We start from the raw sequence: 16968 nt of genomic DNA on the forward strand, positions 1-16968 counted from the left end.
AACGGGGCAAGACGCGATGTCGCTGAACCATATCCGCCCGTGGCGCAATATCTATCGTCGCAAGAGCCGACAGATCATGGTGGGCAACGTCCCCGTGGGGGGCGACGCGCCGATTTCAGTGCAGACCATGACCAACACGCTGACCACCGATGTTGCGGGCACGGTGGCACAGGTGCAGGCGGCGGCAGAGGCGGGGGCGGATATCGTGCGCGTCTCGGTACCGGATGAGGCCTCTGCCCGCGCGCTGAAGGAAATCGTGCGCGAAAGCCCGGTGCCCATCGTCGCGGACATTCATTTCCACTACAGGCGCGGCATCGAGGCGGCAGAAGCGGGGGCGGCGTGCCTGCGGATCAACCCCGGCAACATCGGATCCGAGGCGCGTGTGCGCGAGGTGATCGCGGCAGCGCGCGATCACGGCTGTTCGATGCGCATCGGAGTCAATGCCGGATCGCTGGAAAAGCATCTGCTGGAGAAATACGGCGAGCCTTGCCCCGATGCGATGGTCGAAAGCGGTCTGGAACATATCCGCATCCTGCAGGACAACGATTTCCACGAGTTCAAGATCAGCGTGAAGGCGTCGGACGTGTTCATGGCGGCGGCGGCCTATCAGCAACTGGCCGAGGCCACCGATGCCCCGATCCATCTGGGCATCACCGAGGCGGGCGGGCTGATGTCCGGCACGATCAAGAGCGCGATCGGTCTGGGCAATCTCTTGTGGATGGGGATTGGCGACACGATCCGGGTGAGCCTGAGCGCCGATCCGGTGGAGGAAGTCAAGGTCGGTTTCGAAATCCTAAAATCGCTGGGGCTGCGGCATCGCGGCGTCAATATCATTTCCTGCCCGTCCTGCGCGCGACAGGGCTTTGACGTGATCCGCACGGTCGAGGCGCTGGAAAAGCGGCTGGAGCATATCAAGACACCGATGAGCCTCAGCATTATCGGCTGCGTGGTCAATGGCCCCGGCGAGGCGCTGATGACCGATGTGGGATTCACCGGCGGCGGTGCGGGCAACGGGATGGTCTATCTCGCGGGCAAGCAAAGCCACCGGATGGATAATGCGCAGATGATCGACCACATCGTCGAGCAGGTGGAAAAGCGCGCCGCCGAGATCGAGGCGGAAGGGGCTGCGCAGGCGGCGGAGTGAGGACCGGGGGCGAGGTTCCTGGCGGTTCTCCGGCACGAAAAGGCGGCTGTAGCGGGTTCCGACCGCAGGGGTACATCACGTTCCCGGACAGAAGAAACCCCGCCCGTGATGCACGGGCGGGGAGAGCATTTCAGGCCGGCGGGGCTCAGTTCTGGCTGCCGCCCATAACCGCCAGGCCGCGCAGGATGTCGATCGCATAGGCCAGTTGGTAATCCTCCTCGCGCAGTTTGGCGGCTGCTTCGGCGCGGGCGCGGTCCTGTTCGATCTGCTTGATCTCGTCCTCGCTCAGGCTGTCGTTGTTCAGCCGTCCGCGCAGATCGGCCTCGGACCGGCTGGGCGGGCTTGCGGCATTCTCATCCTCTTCGCTCACCGGATTGCGGCGGGGCTGTTCCACGACGATATCGGGGCTGACCCCAAGCGCCTGGATCGAGCGCCCCGAGGGCGTGTAGTAGCGCGAGGTGGTCAGCCGCATCGCGCCATTGCCGCGCAGCGGCATCACCGTCTGCACCGACCCCTTGCCGAAACTCTTGGTGCCCACAACGATCGCCCGGTGGTGATCCTGCAAGGCCCCGGCCACGATCTCGGACGCGCTGGCCGACCCGCCGTTGATCAGCACCACGATGGGTTTGCCATTGGCCAGATCACCCTCGGTCGCGTTGAAGCGCTCGCCATCCTGCGGATTGCGGCCACGGGTGCTGACGATCTCGCCCTTGTCGAGGAAGGCATCCGACACCTTGATCGCCTGCGTCAGCAACCCGCCGGGATTGTTGCGCAGGTCCAGAACGATGCCGCTCACCTTGTCCTCGCCGCCCAGTTCCTCGACCTTTTCGGCCAGGCTGCTTGCAAGATTGGCATAGGTCTGGTCGTTGAAGGTGGTCACGCGCAGCACCACGGCATTCTGTTCGGTGCGGGCGCGCACGGCGGTCAGCTTGATCGTGTCGCGGATGATCGACACATCGAACGGTTCCGGCGTGCCCTCGCGCACCACGGTGATCACGATCTCGCTGCCCACCGGGCCGCGCATCAGATCCACAGCCTCATCCAGCGTCAGGCCCAGCACGCTCTCGCCATCCACATGGGTGATGAAATCGCCCGCCTCGATCCCGGCCTGATCGGCGGGCGTGCCGTCCATCGGCGAGACCACCTTGACGAAACCGTCCTCCTGCGTGACCTCAATGCCAAGACCGCCGAATTCGCCACGGGTCTGAACCTGCATGTTCTCGGCGTCATCGGGCGACAGATAGCTGGAATGCGGATCAAGCGAGGTCAGCATGCCGTTGATCGCCGCCTCGATCAGATCCTTGGTATCCACCTCTTCCACATATTGCGCGCGAATCCGCTCGAAGATGTCGCCAAAGAGATCAAGCTGTTCGTACACATTGCTCGATTTGCTCGCCTCCTGCGCCAGCAGCGGCGCCGCTACCTGCGTCGTCAGCAGAGTGCCGGTCAGAACGCCAACCGTAGCGGCCATCAGAAATTTTTTCATATGTCACTCTTCCTTGTCGGTCTTGAACCACGCGAGCGGGTCCACTGGAGAATTGTCTTGCCGCACTTCAATATAGAGCGTCTCGGTTCTTTGGGCACCCGTATCCTGCGCATCGGCGGTGATCAGCAGGTCGCCGTCGCTCCCGCCCATCAGGCCAACCGGGCTGCCGCCGGGCAATACCTCGCCTGCCTGACCATAAACAACATCGAGGCCGGCGAACACCAGCAGAATCCCGGACTGCGGTTCCAGAATGATCACATTTCCGTAGTCGAGCAAGGGACCGCGATAGCGCACTGTCGCCGCAGCCGGAGTTGTCACCAGGGCGCGCGGGCGGGTGGCCAGAACGATGCCCGGTCGGGTGATTCCCGCCGCGTCCACCTCACCCGCGCGACGCAGGATCAGACCCTCGGCCGGCATCGGCAGATCCCCCTTGCGCCCGCTGATGTCCGGCAGACTGCCGGGGGCCTCATTCACCGCAATCTCGCTCAGCCCGTCGGCAAAGGCCGCGAGCGTTTCGGTCGAGGCGATCAGCAGCGCGGTTCGCACCGGATCCTCGGTAAAGCGGCGCGGCAGATCGGTGCGCTCGGCCATTGCCTCGCTCAGCGACGTGCGCGCCTGCTGGATCCCCTCCAGCCCCCTTTGCATCGTATTTATGGCGCTTTGCTGCAAGCGGCGAAGATCAGTCAGTTCCTGCAGGTCGCGGCGCAGATCCTCCGCGCGCATATCGAGCGCCGGGGCCACCTCGGACAGGATCATACCGGCGCGCGCGGTATCCAGCGCCCCGGTCGGATGCAGGAGGACCAGCGGTCCGGATGTCTGACCGATCCGCTGCAGGACGCCCAGAAGGCGGGCAACCTCGTCTTCGCGGGCGCGCAGTTCCGCGCTCAGCGCCTGTTCGCGGCCTGCCACCCCGCGCAGCCCGGCGCGCATCGCCTCCAGCCCCTGCTCAAAGGCGGTGATCACTTCGGCCAGCGCCCTGATGCGGTTCTGCGCGCCCGTTGCCTCGGACAGGGCGTCAGCCGCGCGACTCAGCCGCAGCGACGCCTCGCGGGCCGCCTCGGTCGGGTCGGCCGGGGTCTGCGCCGACGCGGGACTTGCCAGCAACAACGCCAGGGTTATGAGCGCCGCGCCCGGCTTCATTCCAGCAGGCTTTCCCCGGTCATTTCCGGCGGCCTTTCAAGGCCCATAAGCGCCAGCACGGTAGGTGCCAGATCGGCGAGGCGGCCGCCCGGACGCAGCCCTGCACCCTCTGGTCCGCCCACGAGGATGACGGGCACCGGGTTGAGCGTGTGGGCAGTATGCGGCCCGCCGGTCTCGGGATCGACCATTAGCTCGCAATTGCCATGATCCGCCGTCACGATCATCGTGCCGCCGGCCTCTTTCAGCGCGTCCAGAACACGTCCCAACCCCTGATCCACGGCCTCGCAGGCGGTCATCGCCGCCCTGAGATCGCCGGTATGGCCCACCATGTCCGGGTTGGCGTAATTTACCACGATCAGGTCATAGCCTGCCCGGATCGCCGCCACGAACTGATCGGTGACTTCGGCGGCGGACATCTCGGGTTGCAGGTCATAGGTCGCCACATCGGGCGAGGCGGCCATATAGCGCTCTTCGCCGGTCTCGGGTTCTTCCTTGCCGCCGTTGAGGAAAAAGGTGACATGCGGGTATTTCTCGGTCTCGGCAAGGTGGAACTGACGCAGCCCGTGCCTGGCGACCCAGGCGCCCAGCGTGTTTACGATATCGCGGGAGGGAAAGACCGTGGCGAACCACGCATTATGCGCATCCGAATATTCCACCATGCCCAGACGCGCCGCCCAATGCGGCGGCGTGCCGCGCTCAAAGGCGGAAAAGTCCGGATCGGCAATCGCCTGCAGGATTTCCCGTGCCCGGTCGGCCCGAAAGTTGAGGCAGAATACGCCGTCGCCGTCGCGCGCACCGGCATAGTCGCCGATCACCGTCGCGGTGATGAACTCGTCCGTCTCGGACCGCGCATAGGCATTGGTCACCGCCATCTGCGGATCCGCGCAGCGCAGACCGCGACCCATGACAATCGCCTCATAGGCCTCTTGCACGCGGGACCAGCGATTGTCGCGGTCCATCGCGAAATAGCGCCCGACCACGGTGGCAATTTTGGCCTCTACAGGCTTTGTTTTGCTTAGTTTTTCAAGGTATTCCCTCGCCGATTTCGGGGCCACGTCGCGACCGTCGGTGAGCGCGTGCAGCAGCACCGGAACACCTGCTTGCGTGATGGCGCGGGCCGCCGCCGCCATATGGTTGAGATGCCCGTGTACGCCACCATCCGACACCAGACCCAGCAGATGCGCCCGCCCGCCGGTTTTCTGAAGGGTTGCGATGAAGTCCTGAAATTCCCTGTTCTCGAGGAAAGACCCATCTTCGATCGCAAGGTCGATCTGGCCCAGATCCATCGCCACGACCCGGCCCGCGCCGATATTGGTATGGCCGACCTCGGAATTGCCCATCTGCCCACGCGGCAGCCCCACATCGGGGCCGTGGGTGATCAGTGTCGCATGGGGGCAGGATGCCATCAGCCCGTCGAAAACCGGCGTGTTCGCCAGATGCGGTGCGTTCGCCACAGGGCTGTCACTGAGGCCCCAGCCATCGAGGATACACAAGGCGACGGGCTTGGGCATGCTTTCTCCGCAGGTTGACATGTCCGCCTTCTAGCGCGTTGCGCGTCCGGGGTGAAGCGGTTTGCCGCAAACCCTGCCCACTCCGGCAGCGGACAGTTTCCGCCGCTCAGGTCACGATCATGTAGAACTTGCGCAGCGTCTCGGTGATCTCCCAGATCACCGGGACGCCCTTGGGGATGAACAGGCTGTCGCCTGCGCCGAATGTCTCGACCCGCCCGTCGGGATGGGTGAGAGTCAGCGCACCGGAAATCACCGTCATCATTTCATGCACGGGCCAGGCCGCGATTTCCTCGCGGCAGGGCGCGCATTCCCAGACTCCCGAGAGCACGGCCTCGTCCTCGGTGGCAAAGGCGGTGAAATTCCGCTCGGTCCGGTCAGCGGTGGTAAAGGCGCCGGGGGCCGTCAGGTCAGACGGGTCCATCGTTGCGGGATCGGGGCACAGACGAAACCGCATCGCGCTACACCGCCCCGGCCCATTCCCAGGGCCGGGTGAAGCGGCCCAGAACATGGCCCAGAGCCGCTTCGTCCACCGTCCCGGTGCGGGTGATCCGCGCCACAAGGCCGCGCTTCTTGTCGTCCACGACCTCGCTCACCCGCGCGGCGATACCGGCCTCTTCCAGCGCGGCATTGTAGATGCGGGTGATCGCGCGCTTGCGCAGATCGGGCTTGAACACCTTGCCGACAGCGGTTTTCGGCAGTTCCGGCAGCACCTCGACATATTTCGGGATCGCCGCGCGCTCATGCACATGCACCTTGCAATGTTCCAGCAATTCCTCGCCCGTCACCGTGCCGCCCGCGACCAGTTCGACATAGGCACAGGGCATTTCGCCCGAATGCGCGTCAGGCTGACCGATTGCACCGGCCATGGCCACGTCGTGATGCGCCATAAGCGCCTCTTCGATCTCTGCGGGGTCGATGTTATGGCCGCCACGGATGATCAGATCCTTGGCCCGCCCCGTGATCCAGAGATACCCGTCGCCATCCAGCCGCCCCAGGTCGCCGGTACGCAGATAGACCTCATGGTGATAGAGGTCCTTGTTCTTGTCGGCCTCTGTATAGGTGTTGCCCGCGAAAACACCGGGGTTCGAAATGCAGATCTCGCCCACCTCGTCCACCGCGCATTCCACCGGCTGTCCATCGGCATCGGTCTTGTAGATGCGCACGTCCGTGTAGGGGAACGGCACGCCGACCGATCCCACCTTCTTGGTCCCCTCGGGCGGGTTGGCAGAGACAAGGCACGTCGCCTCGGTCAGGCCATAGCCTTCGATGACCGCGATGCCGGTGGCCGATTCGAACCGGTTGAACAGTTCCAGCGGCATCGGGGCGGAACCCGAAAAGGCATTCTTGACGGTCGACAGATCGGCATCGACCTTGCGCTGCATCAGCGCCGAGACGGCGGTGGGCACGGTGATGATGAAACTGATCCGCCAACGCTCGCACAGCTTCCAGAAATTGTCGAAAACCCCCTCGCCGCGATAGCCCGCCGGGGTGGGAAAGATCACATGCGCCCCCGATTTGATCATCGCCATCAGGATCACGTGACAGGCAAAGACATGAAACAGCGGCAGCGGGCACATCACGTTGTCCGCCTCGGTAAAGAGCAGACTGTGACCCAGCCAGCCGTTGTAGATCATGCCGGAATACTTGTGCTGCGCGACCTTGGGCATGCCGGTGGTGCCGCCGGTGTGAAAATAGGCCGCAACCCGGTCGCCCGCGCTGTCGGGGAATTCCAGCGTCGTCTTCTGCGCCGCCACCGCCTTGTTATAGTCGCGCAGATCGGCATGGTGGCCGGTCGGATTCCTGGGGCGCACCAGCGGCACGATCCAGCTCTTGGGCGGGCTGAGATAGCGATTGAGGTCGATCTCCAGCACCGTATGGACATTAGGCGCGTGGCGCACCGCCTCGGCGGTTTTCTGCGCGATGTCGGTTTTCGGAAACGCCTTGAGCGTGACCACCACCTTGGCCCCGGTCTCGCGCAGGATGGCGGCGATCTGTTCGGGCTCCAGCAACGGATTGATCGGGTTCACGATCCCCGCAATCGCGCCGCCGATGGTGGCTGCCGCGGTCTCGAGGCAATTGGGCAGGACCAGGGCCACCACGTCGCCCTCGTCGATCTTGAGACTGCGAAACAGGTTGGCCGCCTGACAGCATTGGTCATGGAATTGCTGCCATGTCAGGGTCTGCGCCTTTTCGGTGGCGCCGGACAGCAACTGATAGCTGATCGCGGGCCGGTTGGGAAAGGTGCGCGCGGTATGGCTCAGCATCTGATAAAGCGTGGCCGGTTTCTCGCGCGCCTCCCATGGCATTTCGTTCTGAATCTCAAGCGCATCCTGCCGCGACGTGAATCCCATCGGTATGTCCTCCCCTGATCGCCCGCCTTCTGGCGCGGTTCTCTTCCTCACGCGCCAGAATGTGCGCGAAACCGGGATGACGCAAGTTTTACGCTACGTATTCACGCAGGTTTCAGCCGTTGGTGGCCAGGCATCCGGTCAGCGCAGCGGTCATGTTGCGCAGCAGCGTCGGATAGAGGTCCGGACCGGGGTCAACGTCGCCCGCGAGAGGATCAAGCACGCCGTGCCCGACCACATCGCCAAACACCGTGCGCACCAGCTTGGGATCGAATTGCGGCTCGGAGAAAACGCAGGCGATGTTCTGATCCCGCGCCAGATCGCGCAGTTGGGCAATCCGCGCCGGTCCCGGATCGGCGGCATCGCCAAGGGCGATCGCACCAGCGGCATTCACTCCAAAGGCCGCCTCGAAATACTGATAGGCGTCGTGAAAGACCAGAAACGGTTTGCCCCGCACGGGAGCGATCTGTGCCGCGATCTCGGCGGAGAGCGCGTCAAGTTCGGCCTGCGCGGCGGTGGCGTTGGCCATGTAGAGCGCGGCATTGGCGGGGTCGTGTTCGGCCAGTTCCCCGGCGATCACGGCCAGCCAGGCACGGGCGTTCGCCGGGTCGAGCCAGGCATGAGGGTCAGCGCCATCATGGGCGTGGTCGTGGTCGTGCGCGTCGTGCGAATGGTCATCATGGTCTTTGTCACCATGTGCGTGTTCGTTGTGATCATGCGCATCATGGTCATGCGCATCATGGTCATGCTCCTTGTCGGCATGATCCTCGTGGTCACGATTCTCTTCATTCGCCGCGTCATGATCATGCGCCGCGAACGCCACGCCCTCGCGGAATGGCAGAATCCGGGTGCCCTCAACCCCCAGCAATTCGATGACATGCGCCTTGCCCGCCAGCGCCCCTATCGCGCCCTCCAGCCAGGGTGTCAGATCCTCGCCCATCCAGACCACCAGATCGGCGCGTTGCAGTGCCGCCGCTTCGGAGGGGCGCATGGCATAGCCATGCGGCGAGGCGCCGGGCGGCACGATCAGCGCCGGTTCCCCTGCGCCCTGCATCACCCGCGCCACCAGCGCATGCACCGGAGCGATGTCGGTGGCCACCTGCGGCACATCGGCCAAGGCGGTTCCGGCCAACCCCAGCGTGGCACTCAAGGATGCAAGAAAACGTATCGGCATGACGACCCTCATATGTGATATCATAACATTGTTGAGGTGCTTGATAAACGTAACTATATAACATATCAACCCCAAATGCCGCGCCCCCGGAGGAACGCCATGGACATGATCGGCTTTGAACAGCATGACCACAAACGATGTGTGCGGACCGCCATTGCGGCGGTCGAGACCTATTGCCGGGAGCACAAGCTGCAATTGACGCCCGTCCGTCGCCGGGTGCTGGAGATCCTGCTGGAGCGCCACCGCGCGATGGGGGCCTATGAAATTCTCGACACGCTGCGCGGGGAGGGGTTGGGATCGCAGCCGCCCGTCGTCTACCGGGCGCTCGACTTTCTGGTCAGCCACGGATTCGCGCACAAGATCGAGCGGCTCAACGCCTTTATCGCCTGCACCCATCCGGGGCAGGAGCATACTCCGGCCTTTCTGATCTGCCGCCTGTGCGATTCGGTGGCCGAGACCCATGCCGAACCCACCAGGGGCATGCTGGGCCGTGCGGCGATCGATACCGGTTTTTCCATCGAGCAGGCGGTGGTCGAGGCGGTGGGGCTCTGCCCGCAATGCCGTGAGGGCGCGCACCCATGCGCCTGATCAAGACCGAGGGTCTGAGCGTAAGGCTCGGCGGCGCAACCGTCCTGTTCGACGTGAACCTCACGCTGGACCGGGGCGAGATCGTGACCATCGTCGGGCCCAACGGCTCGGGCAAATCCACGCTGCTGCGGGCGATGATCGGTGCGGTCGGTCTGGCGGCGGGCAGTGTCCGCCGCGCGCCGGGGCTGCGCATCGGCTATGTGCCGCAGCAGCTGCATATCGACCCGACATTGCCGATCACGGTCACCCGTTTTCTCGGTCTGCCGCGCCGCCACCCCGCGACGGACCTGCGCGCCGCGCTGGAGCAGGCCGGGCTGCCCGACCTGCGCGACCGGCAGATGGCCGATCTTTCGGGCGGGCAGTTCCAGCGGGTTCTGCTGGCGCGGGCGCTGCTGGAGAAACCCGATCTTTTGATCCTCGACGAGGCCACGCAGGGGCTGGATCAGCCCGGCTCGGCTGCCTTTTACCGGCGCATCGAGGAGGTGCGGCGCGAGCTGAACTGCGCCGTGCTGATGGTCAGCCACGAGTTGCACGTGGTGATGAGCGCCTCTGACCGGGTGATCTGTCTCAACGGCCATGTCTGTTGTGAGGGGCGGCCCGAGATCGTGGCGCAGGCCGAAGAATATCGTGCGCTCTTTGGCACTGGCACGCAGGGCGCGCTGGCGCTCTACCGGCACGAGCACACACATGCGCATGACAATGACCATGACCACAGTCACGAGGCGGCCGAATGATGCTGGACGATTTCCTGATCCGTGCCGCGCTGGCGGGGCTTGGCGTGGCGCTGGCCGCCGCCCCCCTTGGCAGTTTCGTGGTCTGGCGGCGCATGGCCTATTTCGGCGATGCCACGGCGCATGCGGCAATCCTGGGCGTGGCGGTGGCGCTGGCTTTCTCCATGTCGATCTTCATCGGCGCGCTGGCGATGTCGCTGATCATGGCCACCACTGTCTCGACGCTTTCGGGGCGCGGCTTTGCCATGGACACGATGCTGGGCGTGCTGGCGCATTCCGCGCTGGCCTTTGGCCTGGTGGCGGTCTCGTTCCTGACCGGCGTGCGGATTGACCTGATGGCCTATCTCTTTGGCGACATCCTCGCGGTAAGCCGGGGCGATCTGGCGGTGATCTGGGGCGGTGCGGCGCTTGTGCTGGGGCTTCTGGCGTGGCGCTGGCAGACATTGCTGACCGCGACGATCAGCCCCGATCTGGCATGGTCCGCCGGGATCGACCCCCGGCGCGAGCAACTGGTGCTGACGCTGGCGCTGGCGGTCGTGGTCGCGGTGGCGATCAAGGTGGTGGGGGTGCTGCTGATCGCGGCCATGCTGATCGTGCCCGCCGCCGCCGCGCGGCCGCTCGCAAGCACGCCCGAACGGATGGCGGTGATGGCGACGCTCATTGCCGCCACCTCGGCGCTTGGCGGGTTGCGCGCGTCGTTTCATTTCGACACCCCGACCGGGCCAACCATCGTCTGCGTGGCGGCGCTGATCTTTGCCGCCACTACCATTGGCAATAGCCTCCTGCACCGCCGCAAGGGCTCCTCTGCGCTCTGAACCGTGCCTGATAGCGGCACGATAAACAACCGATCTTTTTTGTCGGAATTTACTATTGACTCTTTTTGTCGGAAACCCGAGGAATACCCTATGAATTCACTCGGAAACCTGAAAGGATCCCAGATGCACCCGATCAAAGCTGCCCTGAGCCTGACCGCCCTTCTGGCGTTGAGCGCGCCGGCCTTTGCGCAGGAGGTCAACCTCTATTCCAGCCGTCACTACGATTCCGACGATGCGCTCTACGATGCGTTCACCAGCGAAACCGGCATCAAGATCAACCGGATCGAGGGCAAGGAAGCGGAACTGATCGAACGCATGAAGGCTGAAGGCGCCAACAGCCCGGCGGACGTGTTCATGACCGTGGACGTGGGCAACATCTCGCGCGCGGTGAATGAGGGTCTGTTGCAGCCTTTCGAGTCCGACCTGATCGAGGCCAACGTGGCCGCGAACCTGCGTCATCCCGACAACCTCTGGACCGGCCTGTCGCAGCGCTCGCGCATCATCTTCTATTCCAGGGACCGGGTCGAGAACCCGCCCCAGACCTACGAGGAATTGGCCGATCCTAAATACAAGGGCCAGATCTGCATCCGGTCTTCGACCAATGTCTACAACCAGTCGCTTCTGGCCTCGATGATCGAGGTTCATGGCGAGGAAGCGGCCATGGAATGGGCGCAGGGCATCGTTGCCAACATGGCGCGCGCGCCAGAGGGTGGAGACACCGATCAGCTGCGTGGCATCGTGTCGGGTGAATGCGACATCGCCGTATCCAACACCTACTATTATGCCCGTGGCCTGGCCGGTAACGTGGACGGTCTGACCAGCGGCATCGACGGCATTGGCTGGGTCTGGCCGAACCAGGAAGATCGCGGCGCTCACATGAACCTTGTGGCGGCGGGCATCGCCACCCATGCCCCCAACAAGGATGAGGCGCTCGCCCTGCTGGAATTCCTCGCCAGTGAAACCGCGCAGGCGCAATTCGCCAATGCCAACAACGAATTCCCGGTTCTGGCCGGGGTCGACATCGGCGAGCACGCCGCCAAGCTGGGCGAGTTCAAGCCCGACAGCACGACACCCACCGCATCCTATGGCGCCAATGCCGCCAAGGCGCAGGCAATCTTCAACGCGGTCGGCTGGGACTGACCCGGTATCGCCGCGCATTATTGCGTGGCGCATGTGAATGACCTATGGTCGGGTTCCTCAACGGGGACCCGACATTTTCATGACATCCGTCCGGCTGCGACTGCTGATCCTTGCCCTGCTGCCGCTGGTCGTGCTGATGCCGCTGCTGCTGTTGCTGGCGGTCAATCGCTGGTCGGCCAATTTCGACAATCTGCTGATCACCAATGTCGAAAGCGATCTGCGCATCGCCGATCAGTATCTGCAACGTATCCTGACCACCACCGGCAAGGATGTGCAAAGCCTTGCACAATCGCGGCAGTTCGATCAGGTGATCCGCGACCGGCCCGCTGCGGTGTCGGAGTTCCTGGCGCAGCATCGCAGAGCCCACGGACTCGATTTCCTGTATTTCCTGCCACAGGCCAGGGCCGTCGGACTGGCCGAGACATGGCCCGTCATCGGCGTCGCGGTCCGCGGCGGCAACGCCACCGAGATCGACATATTTTCCCCGGCCAATCTGGCCGTCCTGCCCGAAACCGGTCCGGATCTGGCGGCGCGGGCGCGGGTTGCGATCATCGCCACCCGCGCAGCCGTGCCCACCCACCGCAGCACCGAGGATCGCGGCATGGTCGTGCATACCGCCACGCCGGTCACGACACCGGGCCACGAGGGCGTGCTGGTGGGGGGGATCCTGCTCAACCGCAATCTCGATTTCATCGACACGATCAACGCGCTGGTCTATCGCGACACCGGCGGTCCGGGCGCACGGCAGGGCACCGCCACGCTCTTTCTCGAAGATGTGCGGATCTCGACCAATGTCCGTCTCTTCGAGGGTGAACGGGCGCTTGGCACACGGGTATCGGCGGCGGTTCGCGACACTGTCCTCGACCGGGGGCAGGTCTGGCTCGACAGCGCGTTCGTGGTCAACGACTGGTATATCTCGGCCTATCAGCCGCTGACCGACAGTTTCGGAGAGCGGGTTGGCATGCTCTACGTGGGTTTCCTGCAAGCGCCGTTCGATGCCGCCAAGCGCAATGCCTATCTGCTGACCCTCGCGGCCTTTCTGGTGGTGCTGGCGCTGACCGTGCCGCTCTTTCTGCGACTGGCGCGGGCGATCTTTGCGCCGCTCGAGCGGATGACGCGCACCATGGAACAGGTCGAGGCGGGTCACCTCAGGGCGCGCATCGGCCCTGTCGCATCACGCGACGAGATCGGCACGGTGGCCGCCCATCTCGACAGCCTGCTCGATCAGGTGCAGGAACGCGACCGCGCGCTGCGCGCCTGGGCCGACGAGTTGAACACTCGTGTGGAGGAGCGCACAGCCGAACTGCGCGAGGCCAATGCCAAGCTCGAATCCACCTATCAGCAACTGGTCATGGCCGAGAAACTGGCCTCGATCGGCGAAATCACGGCGGGCGTGGCACATGAGATCAACAACCCGGCAGCCGTCATTCAGGGCAATATCGACGTGATCCGCCAAACTCTGGGCGATGCGGCGGCACCGGTGCAGACCGAACTGGGGCTGATCGACCGGCAGGTCGGGCGGATCAGCGCCATCGTGAGCAAGCTGCTGCAATTCGCCCGCCCCACCGAATTCGGCAGCTTCGAGGAAGATGTCGAGATCGCCGCCGTGCTGCGCGATTGTCTGGTTCTGGTCGATCATGTGATCTCCAGGGCCAGGATCCGGGTGCGGATCAGGACCGATCCGCAGACGCCGCCGGTGCGGATCAATCCCGGCGAGTTGCAGCAGGTGATCATCAATCTCGTGACCAACGCGGTGCAGGCCATGAAACGGCGCGGGCGGCTGGATATTACCATCGGTCCGGCGCTGCGCGATGATCGGGCAGGGGCGGCGCTCATCGTGGCAGACAGCGGATCGGGTATTCCCGAGGACAAGCTGGGCGCGGTGTTCGATCCGTTTTTCACCACCAAGCTGGGCGAGGGCACCGGACTGGGCCTCTCGGTCAGCCAGACCCTGATCCGCCAGGCAGGCGGCATCATCACCGCGCGCAACCGCGATGCGGGCGGGGCGGAGTTCACCGTCTGGCTGCCGGCGCAGACACCTGAGCAATAGAGGCAGGCGAGCGGGCGGCAGCCGGTGTCATATCCCCCAGGCGGCGCATTTGCGGTCCACCGTCTTGCGCGCCACACCCAGCCGCCGCGCGGCCTCGGCCCTGTTGCCGCCACAGGCATCCAGCACCGCCATGATGTGACGCTGTTCGACCAGTTCCAGCGTCTCGATCGCCTGCGTGCCGGTGACACGGCCCGAACCCGCGAATTCCGGCGGGAACTCGCCCAGGATCACCGACCGCTCGATCAGGTTGCGTAATTCGCGCACATTGCCGGGCCAGTCATAACGGCTGAGTTTCAGCAGGACCGCCTCGTTCAGTTCCAGCGCAGGCATGCCGAGCGCGCGGGAAAAGTCGCTCATGAACAGCGAGGCAAGCGCCACGATATCCTCTGACCGCTCCTTGAGGCGGGGCATCTCGATATTGACGATGTTGATGCGATGATAGAGATCGGCGCGAAAACGCCCCTCGCGCACAGCCTCTTGCAGATCGGCATTGGTGGCAAAGAGAAAGCGCAGGTTGAGCGGGATCTCGCGCTCGGAACCCAGCGGCCGGATGCGTTTGTCCTCGAGCACCCGCAGGAATGCGGCCTGCACATGATCGGGCAGTTGCGCCACCTCGTCCAGCAGCAGCGTGCCGCCATCGGCATGCAGCAGCAGCCCGTCCTTGCGGGGTCGTCCGTCCTCGACCACGCCAAAGAGTTCCTCGGCGATCCGCTCTTCGGAAATCGCGGCGCAGTTGACCGCCACGAAGGGTTTGTCCGCGCGATCGGACAGGCCGTGCAGGGTGCGGGCCGCGATTTCCTTGCCGGTGCCGCTGGCGCCGGTGAACAGCACGGATGTGGGCATCGGCGCCAGCTTGACCAGCATTTCGCGCACCGCCTGGATCGGCGCGGAATTGCCCAGCAGGCGCCCGCGCGCCGTCTGCCCGCTCTCGGACAGCTCATGGCGCAGAAGATAATTCTCGCGCGCCAGATATTTGCGGTCGAGCGCCCGCGCCACCGCATTGAGGATCTGGTTGGCGCGAAACGGTTTCAGCACAAAATCGGTGACCCCTGCGCGCAGCGCCTTGATCGCGGTGTCGAGATCGGCATAGGCGGTGATCAGGATGGTATCGGAGAACAGCCCCACGCGGCGCTGATCCTCCAGCCAGTCAAGACCCGTCTTGTCGGGCATGATGTTGTCGAGGATCAGCACATCGAAATGTTGCTGATCGAGAATATCGCCCGCCTCGGCGCAGGAGCGCGCCTGTTCGACATGGCGACAGCGCGGCCCCAGCGTCTTGACCAGAAAGTTGCGCATCCCCGGCTCGTCGTCGATGATCAGCACCGCGGCAAGAGCAAGGTTTTCGCCATAGTCGTCGTGGGCTTCGGTGGCTGGGTTTGCCCGCAGCGTCATTCCACTGTGTCACTCAGCCGGACCGCATCGCCCGTGCGTCTGGCCTCAGTCGTATAGCCAAGTGTCTCAAGTATGGTAGGTGCCGCGGCGGCAATCAGCACGCAGGCCACAAACGCCGTCATCATTGCCTTCATCGATCAGTTCTCCCTTTTGGCGGTAGCCTCGCGCAGGTAGTCTATCATATCCTGCCGGTCCTGTGCCGCCGTGATGCGCTGCATCGGCATTTTCGAGCCGGGGATATAATGATCTGGCCCCAGATCAAAGAGCGCATCAATAGTGTCCTCCGACCAGACGATATCCGAACCGCCCAGCGTCCTCGAATAGGCATAGCCCGGCACCGTCCCGGCGCGTCGCCCGAAAAGGCCATATAGCGTGGGGCCAGCCTTGCGCGAGGGCGGTGGGGTCAGCGCGTGGCAGATCGAGCATTTGCGCATGAACTGCCGCTCGCCGTTGTCCATCTCTTCCGCCGGTCGCAGAAAGGAATGATCCTCCTCGCCTGCCGGATCATAGTCGCCCAGCAATTCGACCGGCCAGCCATAGACCACCTCGCTCAGGCCACCGGCATAGATCGTCTGCCCGTCCGGCGAAAAGGCAAGCGCCCAGACCGGGCCATTGTTCATCGCGCGAAAATCGCGCGCGATCTTCCAGGCCAGGGTGTCGATGACCATGATGTAGCCCTGGCCGTCGCCTGCCGCCAGCTGGCCGGTGCCCGCGTGGTGTTCCAGCGCCAGGATCGGGCGGCGTTCGAGGGTGAAATCGGCGATCTCATCGCCTGTCGCGGGGTCGATCACCCGTGTTGCGCCGTCCACCGCGCCATAGGCCAGCCATCCGTCCTCTGGTCCCAGCACGATCCGGTTGATGCCGAATCCCTGATTGGCCACCACGCGCGGCGGCGCGCCCTCGTCCTGCCAGCGCCATTCGCGGACGGTGCCATCGGCGGAGGATGAATAGAGCAACTGGCCATCGGCGCTGAATGCCACATCGCTCACTGCCGCATCATGGCCCCTGAGAAAGCGCGGCGCGCCGCCGGTGGCGGGCCAGATGCCGATCGCGCCGTCCCAGCTGGCGGAGGCGATCCATGCACCGTCGGGCGAGACATCGAGCGCCGCGATCTTGCCCTGGTGCCCCTCCAGCCGGGTGCTTTGCCCGGTGTCCATGTCCCACAGGATCACCGCGAAATCATCGCCGCCCGAGATCAGTTTCCGCGCGTCCAGATACTCAAGGCTGATCACCGCCGCGCGATGCCCTTCGAACCAGCGTGGCGCACGCCCCTGCCAGAGACCGACCGAATTGTCGAAACTGGCCGAAGCCACCTGTCCGGTATCCGGCTGCACCGCCAGGCCCATGATCGGGCCGCCATGCCCCTTGAGCGTGGTAAAGTCGTTGGCCGCCAGCGGGGTTGCCCCCGCCAGCCCCAGACACCACAGGCCAAGCATCAATGCCCGCATG

General features: G+C 64.5%; 15 protein-coding genes. 6 read left to right on the forward strand and 9 right to left on the reverse strand.

Features of this window, described 5'->3' with window-relative positions; genetic code table 11:
* The first annotated feature begins 16 nt into the window (after positions 1–16).
* Positions 17–1144: a flavodoxin-dependent (E)-4-hydroxy-3-methylbut-2-enyl-diphosphate synthase gene (gene ispG / locus BSG08_RS02030; RefSeq protein WP_093031204.1), complete on the forward strand. Its 1128-nt coding sequence runs from the start codon at positions 17–19 to the stop codon at positions 1142–1144.
* Between the two features lie 145 nt (positions 1145–1289).
* Here ispG and BSG08_RS02035 read toward each other — a convergent pair whose 3' ends face one another.
* From BSG08_RS02035 to BSG08_RS02060, 6 genes are all read right to left on the reverse strand, one after another.
* Entirely contained in the window at positions 1290–2630 is a 1341-nt protein-coding gene (locus BSG08_RS02035) for a S41 family peptidase (protein ID WP_093031207.1), read from the reverse strand.
* A gap of 3 nt (positions 2631–2633) precedes the next feature.
* The gene (locus BSG08_RS02040) at positions 2634–3770 is read right to left on the reverse strand and encodes a murein hydrolase activator EnvC family protein (RefSeq protein WP_093031210.1); all 1137 of its coding nucleotides are present in this window, start codon (positions 3768–3770) and stop codon (positions 2634–2636) included.
* Positions 3767–5281, reverse strand: coding sequence for a 2,3-bisphosphoglycerate-independent phosphoglycerate mutase (gpmI, locus tag BSG08_RS02045; protein WP_093031213.1), 1515 nt, complete (start codon positions 5279–5281; stop codon positions 3767–3769). Before gpmI ends, BSG08_RS02040 begins: the two co-directional genes overlap by 4 nt.
* Before the next feature lie 106 nt (positions 5282–5387).
* A complete protein-coding gene (locus BSG08_RS02050; protein WP_175544662.1) occupies positions 5388–5735 on the reverse strand; it encodes a cupin domain-containing protein in 348 nt (115 codons plus the stop codon).
* A gap of 4 nt (positions 5736–5739) precedes the next feature.
* Complete coding sequence (locus tag BSG08_RS02055) at positions 5740–7632, reverse strand: acyl-CoA synthetase (RefSeq protein ID WP_093031219.1); 1893 nt, start codon at positions 7630–7632, stop codon at positions 5740–5742.
* 112 nt (positions 7633–7744) lie between these two features.
* The gene (locus BSG08_RS02060) at positions 7745–8803 is read right to left on the reverse strand and encodes a zinc ABC transporter substrate-binding protein (RefSeq protein WP_093031968.1); all 1059 of its coding nucleotides are present in this window, start codon (positions 8801–8803) and stop codon (positions 7745–7747) included.
* A 99-nt stretch (positions 8804–8902) separates the two neighbouring features.
* On the opposite strand from BSG08_RS02060, the gene BSG08_RS02065 reads away from it, so the two are divergent.
* The 5 genes from BSG08_RS02065 (at position 8903) to BSG08_RS02085 (ending at position 14127) form a co-directional block, all read left to right on the forward strand.
* Positions 8903–9391, forward strand: a complete 489-nt coding sequence (locus tag BSG08_RS02065) for a Fur family transcriptional regulator (RefSeq protein ID WP_093031221.1) — start codon at positions 8903–8905, stop codon at positions 9389–9391.
* Entirely contained in the window at positions 9382–10125 is a 744-nt protein-coding gene (locus BSG08_RS02070; RefSeq protein WP_093031224.1) for an ATP-binding cassette domain-containing protein, read from the forward strand. The genes BSG08_RS02065 and BSG08_RS02070 overlap by 10 nt, the downstream gene beginning before the upstream one ends.
* Positions 10125–10937, forward strand: a complete 813-nt coding sequence (locus tag BSG08_RS02075; RefSeq protein WP_093031971.1) for a metal ABC transporter permease — start codon at positions 10125–10127, stop codon at positions 10935–10937. Before BSG08_RS02070 ends, BSG08_RS02075 begins: the two co-directional genes overlap by 1 nt.
* Before the next feature lie 123 nt (positions 10938–11060).
* A complete protein-coding gene (locus BSG08_RS02080; protein WP_093031227.1) occupies positions 11061–12077 on the forward strand; it encodes a Fe(3+) ABC transporter substrate-binding protein in 1017 nt (338 codons plus the stop codon).
* Positions 12078–12156: 79 nt separating this feature from the next.
* A complete protein-coding gene (locus BSG08_RS02085; protein WP_093031230.1) occupies positions 12157–14127 on the forward strand; it encodes a sensor histidine kinase in 1971 nt (656 codons plus the stop codon).
* 27 nt (positions 14128–14154) lie between these two features.
* Here BSG08_RS02085 and BSG08_RS02090 read toward each other — a convergent pair whose 3' ends face one another.
* Genes BSG08_RS02090 through BSG08_RS02095 form a run of 3 tightly spaced genes read right to left on the reverse strand, consistent with a single transcriptional unit; the run spans position 14155 to position 16967 of the window.
* The gene (locus BSG08_RS02090) at positions 14155–15519 is read right to left on the reverse strand and encodes a sigma-54-dependent transcriptional regulator (RefSeq protein WP_093031233.1); all 1365 of its coding nucleotides are present in this window, start codon (positions 15517–15519) and stop codon (positions 14155–14157) included.
* Complete coding sequence (locus BSG08_RS19395; protein ID WP_175544664.1) at positions 15516–15653, reverse strand: hypothetical protein; 138 nt, start codon at positions 15651–15653, stop codon at positions 15516–15518. The genes BSG08_RS02090 and BSG08_RS19395 overlap by 4 nt, the downstream gene beginning before the upstream one ends.
* A gap of 3 nt (positions 15654–15656) precedes the next feature.
* A complete protein-coding gene (locus BSG08_RS02095; protein WP_093031236.1) occupies positions 15657–16967 on the reverse strand; it encodes a c-type cytochrome in 1311 nt (436 codons plus the stop codon).
* Between the last annotated feature and the right edge of the window lies 1 nt (position 16968).

The sequence above is a fragment of the Roseovarius azorensis genome (genome assembly GCF_900109455.1).
Taxonomy (GTDB): domain Bacteria; phylum Pseudomonadota; class Alphaproteobacteria; order Rhodobacterales; family Rhodobacteraceae; genus Roseovarius; species Roseovarius azorensis.